This window comes from Nostoc spongiaeforme FACHB-130, from assembly GCF_014698475.1.
Classification (GTDB): domain Bacteria; phylum Cyanobacteriota; class Cyanobacteriia; order Cyanobacteriales; family Nostocaceae; genus Nostoc_B; species Nostoc_B spongiaeforme.
This window is the reverse complement of the sequence record NZ_JACJTB010000052.1, coordinates 38380-45223: the sequence shown is the minus strand read 5'-3', so window position 1 is coordinate 45223 and position 6844 is coordinate 38380. Positions and strand designations below refer to the sequence as shown.

At 41.5% G+C, this 6844-nt stretch carries 6 protein-coding genes; 2 read left to right on the top strand and 4 right to left on the bottom strand.

Features of this window, described 5'->3' with window-relative positions:
- Nucleotides 1-301 precede the first annotated feature (301 nt).
- Nucleotides 302-700 carry a hypothetical protein gene (locus H6G74_RS26585; RefSeq protein ID WP_190970497.1) on the bottom strand — a complete coding sequence of 133 codons (399 nt, stop codon included), beginning with the start codon at nucleotides 698-700 and terminating at the stop codon, nucleotides 302-304.
- Nucleotides 701-1394: 694 nt separating this feature from the next.
- Here H6G74_RS26585 and H6G74_RS26580 point away from each other — a divergent pair.
- The gene (locus H6G74_RS26580) at nucleotides 1395-1784 is read left to right on the top strand and encodes a hypothetical protein (protein WP_190970496.1); all 390 of its coding nucleotides are present in this window, start codon (nucleotides 1395-1397) and stop codon (nucleotides 1782-1784) included.
- A 462-nt stretch (nucleotides 1785-2246) separates the two neighbouring features.
- A complete protein-coding gene (locus H6G74_RS26575) occupies nucleotides 2247-2525 on the top strand; it encodes a hypothetical protein (RefSeq protein WP_190970495.1) in 279 nt (92 codons plus the stop codon).
- A gap of 220 nt (nucleotides 2526-2745) precedes the next feature.
- Here H6G74_RS26575 and H6G74_RS26570 read toward each other — a convergent pair whose 3' ends face one another.
- The 3 genes from H6G74_RS26570 to H6G74_RS26560 all read right to left on the bottom strand — a co-directional run bounded on the left by H6G74_RS26570 (nucleotide 2746) and on the right by H6G74_RS26560 (nucleotide 6289).
- Complete coding sequence (locus tag H6G74_RS26570; protein ID WP_190970494.1) at nucleotides 2746-4239, bottom strand: hypothetical protein; 1494 nt, start codon at nucleotides 4237-4239, stop codon at nucleotides 2746-2748.
- A gap of 108 nt (nucleotides 4240-4347) precedes the next feature.
- Nucleotides 4348-5109, bottom strand: coding sequence for a TIGR03943 family putative permease subunit (locus H6G74_RS26565; protein WP_190970493.1), 762 nt, complete (start codon nucleotides 5107-5109; stop codon nucleotides 4348-4350).
- Nucleotides 5110-5242: 133 nt separating this feature from the next.
- Nucleotides 5243-6289, bottom strand: a complete 1047-nt coding sequence (locus H6G74_RS26560) for a permease (RefSeq protein WP_190970492.1) — start codon at nucleotides 6287-6289, stop codon at nucleotides 5243-5245.
- Between the last annotated feature and the right edge of the window lie 555 nt (nucleotides 6290-6844).

Genomic DNA, 6844 nt, shown 5'->3' with positions numbered 1-6844 from the left:
TTTACCAGCCTGGGGTCGCCGAATGTTTTCCCCTGAGACTCTTGTGCATGAATTAAAATTGGGTTTTCCATCTGTTTTTTCTCCTCACTTTCCTTGTCTTACTAATAGACATCTATTTATGTGTACAACTTAATTTAACTGGTCTGTTATGCCTGAAATCCTTGCAGCTACCACTTGTGTGTACACCGTAGCTTAAAAAGGGGGGAATTAGAATCAAAGTCCCCCTTTTTAAGGGGGATTTAGGGGGATCAGATGATTTATGTATACACGGTAGCTTTTTAAGGGGGATTTAGGGGGATCTTTAAAAAGACATTGTTCCAATATTACCTGTCCCACCCGACATCACAACCATACCAATCTTGTCTGCCAATTTTGTTAAATTAGGCGTAGCCAGAATTTCTACAAACTTGGGATTTGTCTCTGCTTGTGCTGCTGTTGCTACTTCTTGTACAGCTTGCGCGATTTCAGGATCAGCCTTAGCCGCAGCTTCCACTTCTAATACAGCATTGCCATAATCTAATGGTGTGGTTGGTGCTTTTTCAATCGCGGCGACAACATTCGGTGAGTGTTTTCTCAGCTTGACAAGCAATTCGCCAGTTTTATTCCACAGAGTTTCGCCAACCATTTCACCTGTTCTTTCTAACGCTTTAGTGGCGACTACAGAGCCAAGTGCGATCGCCGCAGTAGTTAATGGTTCCATGTGCTACTTTAATTTAGGTGCATCCTATTTATTTAGGAATACAGGGTTTTAGCGTTAAATTACGCAATTTAACTTAAATAATTTAGATTTTGACGCTCACTCAATTACTTGTCTGATACCAAGATTGGCAATGTTGGGTTCCATTTCATTCCACTCAACCTACATTTACTGCTATAAGTAGTTAAACATAATTAATTACACACAGTCATTGCGAATGGAGCGAAGCGAAATGACGCAATCGCAAAGGTTTGAGATTGCTTCGGAAGCCTCGCAATGACTTTTATAGTATGTAATTAATTCTGCACAGGTATTTATATGTAAAAAAGTTATTGTCGTAAGGACACAAACTTCTGTTGTAAGGACACAAACTTCTGTCGTAAGGACACAAACTTCTGTCGTAAGGACACAAACTTCTGTCGTAAGGACACAAACTTCTGTCGTAAGGACACAAACTTCTGTCGTAAGGACACAAACTTCTGTTGTAAGGACACAAACTTCTGTCGTAAATACACAAACTTGCACAGAAAGCCCAAAGCTACGCAGTAAAAATAATTGCTGCCATTTTAAGGAAAAATACTAAAATCTATCACCAAAGTTAGCATAAGAAATATGACAATATGTGTGCTTTGCTGAAGCGGAATGCAATTGGATTGAGACAAACTAGTTTTAGAAGTTTTGAAGATCAATATAATTTATGTCTCGTAAAAGACGTACATCCCGCGTTTTAGAAAAAGCTGAGTTAAGAGTATCTGGACTCAAAGCAATTGATCCAAACATAGATTTTGGTGACAATCGCAGTTTACAATATATGACACAACTAATTGAGCAATACCGTAGTAAAATTGATGCTTATAATACTGCTTTAGCTGTGATTGATTCTTCTAAAACAGAAATGGAACAATTGGAAAAAGTTTTAGGTGAATTAAATGATCAAATGCTGATTGGTGTTGCTTTTAAATATGGCAAAAACAGCACTGAATATGAAAAGGCTGGTGGTGTTCGCAAAAGTGAACGTATCCGCAGAAGTTCAGTCAGTCGTTTAAAAGCCGACACGCAAGAAACTGCTGCTGATGATAAAATTTAAAGCCCATAAATCTAGCCCATTAGGGTGTGTTAAACGTTAGTTGTCATGCAACAAAAATTAAAGATGGTGCGTTATTTTTTTGTTGACAACAATATCCCCGATTTTCTTGAGAAGTCGGGGATTTAATTTTTTGTAGGACAAAATCTCAATTCTTTGTGATTTTAGAATATTCCACAATTAACGATAATGCTGTTAGTTAGTCTTCTGAAAATTACCTGACTTCTAAATCATTCTTCTCTGTAAAAATTGGAAATTTCTTAATAAAAATTTTTGCATTAGTGGTTGACAGGTATAAATTTATACTTTAATATAAAAGACATGATAAAGGCGATCGCCCAGTTCCCCAAAGAATAAAGCAACCGCCCTTATCTAAACTCAAATAAAGGATAAAAGCGATCGTCTGGTTCTGGCAAGAAAAGAGCGATCGCTTTTATAAAACTCAAATACAGGAGTTTCAACATAATGATGGCACAATTACTCAACTTCGCCCAATCTCAAATCGCCCTGTTCTTAAAACAAAACTTCCCCATCCCCACACCCAAGCAAATTCCCCAACAACCATTTCCTTTCCGGGAACCAATTAAACATTTGCTAATCGGTTCACCCAAAGCTGTGACTAGTACAATTCACTATTTGCAAGTTATTGGCTACGCCAGTGTGGGAGACTGGAGTCCACTGCAACCAACAGGTAATCCCGATGAAGTGATGAGCATTTTAACTCGCCAAATCTCGATACAGTAATTTATAGCGGTTCTTACTTGCTTGTAATACAGTCGGAACCCTACCCCGCATTTGCTTACGCAAACGCTCCCCTCCCCGCTTGCGGAGAGGGGTTGGGGGTGGGGTTGAAATGTACCTCATCCAATCGAGAACTGCTATAAATTTAAAGACGTTGCATTGCAACGTCTTTTTAACTCAGCACTCAGCACTCAGCACTCAGCACTCAGCACTCAGCACTAAATTAAGGTAGCCAACGGGGATGAAAGCCAATTAACGGTAGCTTTTCTGGTTTAATGGTGGTCACGGCGGCATCGGCAATGGGTAACAATGGCATTAACCACAAACTACTAGTAGCGATCGCTTCACCGTCATCTGTCTTTAAACTATTGGCAGGTGCGGGTGCGTTATCGGCTTGTGGGACTACTTGGTCAAACAATAAACCCAGCCCATCCGGTGATAAACTCATTTCTACATTTCGCTGATCAACTGGCAAAACTAATAATGGTCTTTGTTGTCCAGTTTTCAAATCGATGGCGACTAAATAAGGTTGTTCTACATATTCTGCTTGGGTGATTAACTGAGTTAACAAGCAATATAAAGTGGGTGAAGCTGGGTCAAATTGACAATCGATTATTGAGCCTGTAGTTTTTACCAAAGGTTTCTGCACACCTTGGTTGGTGACTAAAAATAAGTCACGGGTGTAATCTGTATTAAATTTGACCATCGCCGCTTGAGAACCATCTTTAGCAAAAGCTTGCACTAAGCCAAATTGCGGCAAAAAATCTAAGGGTTTACTCGCATCTTTTTGTAGTGGTAATATCGCAGCCCCTTGACCTTGGGCAACGGCTACGGCTTTGCTATCGGGAGTAATCATAAAATCTCCCCCTGGTTGACTTTGCAGGCGTTGGGGAGTGGGTTTGGGGCTGGATTTATCCACAGTGGTTGGTAGATACCACAACCCAAAGTCACCGGGATTATTTTTATTCCCACGTTGGACGACGATCGTTTCTCCGTCTGGTGATAAATCAAATTTTAAGTTTTGATAATCCTTGTTATCTAAAATTAAATCAACTTTCGCGGCTGCTTCTGGTTTTGTGTCAGACTCGCCAGCAATTCCGGTGGTGACGGTATATAACTGGGCAGAAAGTAAATCTTGGTTGTTGGCTGTGCGAGCCGAAAATAAGATTTTCTCTCCGTCAGGAAATGGTTTAAAATCCATTACCGTCAGGTCTTTGGGAGTCAAGACTTTTTTCTGCTCTTGGGTTAAGTTGTAGAGAATTAATTGCCCTTGTTCTTCTGGGTTAGCACCTATGTAAACAATCACGCGATCGCGGGTGCGAAAATTGCCCACAAAAGGCTGAATGACTTTGCTATTAGTTCCTTTTTGGGCAAATTTATCTTTTGCTTGTTGTAGCTGAACTTTATAGTTTGTACCGTAAGGAGCAGGTGTTAACAGCGTATAAACCATCCGCCTACCTGCCCAACTGAATTTTCCGGCTAAGGGCGGCTCAATTTTTAAATTATCCTCCACACTTTTAATATCCATTGGACGGCTAAAGGTGAGGCTAAAGGCAATATCTTCTGCCCCAATTTGCTGATTTTGCCAAGTAAAGGTGCGGACGCGGGGAGACACAACATCACCTTGAAAGATGATAAAGCCAATCAACAAACTCAGCAGCAGCATCAAGGCGATCGCTACACGATCTAGTGGTTGGATGAGGGTTTTGCTAGTCATTGGTTATTGGTCATTAGTCATTGGTCATGAGTCATTGGTCATGAGTCATTGGTCATTGGTCATTGGTCATTAACAAAGAACAAATGACAAAGAACAAATGACAAATGACTAATAACTATAGGGATTTTGGGGTTGGGGAATTTTTTTGACAGAGTTCGCCACAATGGTAAGTTGGCGTTTCTCGTTGAGGTTGTCTGTAGCCATTTGTCCTTCGACTTCTAACCAAGTATCAGGGGTGTATTGTTCGGGATTTGCTGGTAATTTCACGGGTAAACCAACAGGGTAAGCATCCGCCGCACAGCATGAGAGAACAAATCGGGCGAGAAATATATATTCTTTACTTAAATCTGGGGGACGAATTACAAAGCCTTGGACTTTGGCTTTTTGTCCTGTGTATGCGTCTGGTTCGGGATAAACGTTGAGTGTCCGTACCCAGTCTACTAGCGATCGCTCCTCTGGACGAACCGAAGCCCGGAAGGCTTGGGGTTTAATCCGGGAAGTTCCGAGTAAATCACTCACGCCACGGTTGAGGGCTTTGTCGCTGGCAAAAACTTGCGGTGTAATAATGAAACCTAAAATTGCCGCCGTTAACAGCAACGCACCACCCCAACCAGGCGGAAATAAAGTTATATGCTGGACATTTGGCAAAACATCGCGGCGATGACGTTGCCAAAGTTCTTGCATTTTGAATAAGCCAACAATAATTAAAGCAATACCAGCCACTAACACCAAACCAAAATAATTGGGATGAATCAGCAAATTCAGCTTGCCAGTCAGCCAGTATTTCAACATTAAAATTCCCCAAGCTGTGATGGCTAGGACATCCAACCAAGAGAGTAATAAATTCAGGCGTTGAGCTTTAGGTGTCATTGTTAATTTCTCCACTCTTGCAAAGTTCTGAATGGACGAAGCCTCCAATCAGACTTTGCGATTCTTCCTTTGTCATTGGTTATCAGACGTATCCATCTTTTAACTCAGCACTCAGCACTCAGCACTCAGCACTTTAAAGAACATGCAAGTTAATAAACAGCGTGAATAAAAATGTCAATTGTCCGGCTAAGGCAAAGAGGTAGAAAATTGCTCTCGGCTTGAAAATGGATAACATTAACCCAACGCTTTTAATGTCGATCATTGGCCCAAAGACCAAAAATGCCAGCAAGGAACCGCTACTAAATGCTGATGCAAAGGATAGGGCAAAGAAGGAATCGACTGTGGAACAAATGGAGACAACGGCTGCCAAAATTAGCATCACGATGATGGAACTAACCGGGCCAGCACCGAGGCTCAGGATTAAATCGCGGGGTGCAAAGACTTGGATAGCAGCTGCGATCGCACTACCAATCACCATAACTCCGCCCAGTTCGCGCAATTCTTGAATGCTGTTATCCATCATCAACCGGAGTTTTGCCGCCAGTGGTTTATTTGGGCTTGCTAGAGGGTCATCTGCTGTGCCATCCATGCGGTTGGGTGTACCTGCTTTCCCACCCAAAATATATGTCCCAGATTGCAACAAAGTTGGTGCTGTTGATTCTGGGGGAAGTTGGTAACGTTTGCCCCGACGTTGAGTTTCGACTTTCGCTGGGGGATTAAACTTCATATAACGGGCGATCGCAGGCTGGACTATGGGAGTCAAGTCCTTTTGAAAACTAAACACAAAGCCAACAGTTGTGGCAATCAATAAAGAAAATACTACCCGTAAAACCACTATTTCTGGCTGATCTCGAAACGCCGTCCAAGTTGCCCAAATCACAATCGGGTTAATTGTTGGCGCTGCTAGTAAAAAACCAATCGCTACAGGTGTGGGTACGCCCTGAATCAACAAGCGCCGCGCTACCGGCACATTGCCACACTCACACACCGGAAATAAAAAACCCACCATACTGCCAACTAAAGCGCCCAATAGGGGATTTTTGGGCATTTTTTCCACTAATTTGCGCTCATCAACAAAAAATAGCAGCAAACTAGAGAATAAAACCCCTAGAAGCAAAAACGGCATCGCTTCGACTAGCAGACTCAGAAATATCGTGAAACCATTGTTCAGTTGATTCATGGGTGTCGCAGTCAAAAGCGGTTGAAAGTTTTGAGGTTATGTCTAGTCATTCTATCGAAATGGGGATCAAAATCATGTACGGATCGTTAAACATCATTGACACAACCAGACCATCTTTAATTCGTAGTCTTGCTTAAGCGCCAACTAGCGCCTGTGAGTTTTAGTATAGCCATTTTACATGAGTGCATTTACGGATGATTGTTCTGGTTGAGATTGCCTGATTTCCGAAATAGTTCTGAATTATCGGTTCACAGGCATAAGATTAGGTGACGTTTAATTACCTAATGTTTATACTTACTGTAAATTAGCTGATTAGTGTGTTATCTTCCACGCATTTTCATCAAGGATTCACAGTCTTTAAACATTTGGGGATCACTCTTAGTTGCTGATATGCGTGTTTTAACTGAATTTTGCTCAACTCAAGAGTGTCTGTGGTTGATTTCTACTACAAAAATCAGCAATCTGCAATACCAAAATGGAATTATTTCAGTAAACATTATGTATGGCGCTAATTTTCCCAAAGACTCCAAGTATTTTCACGGCTACTGGTACCTA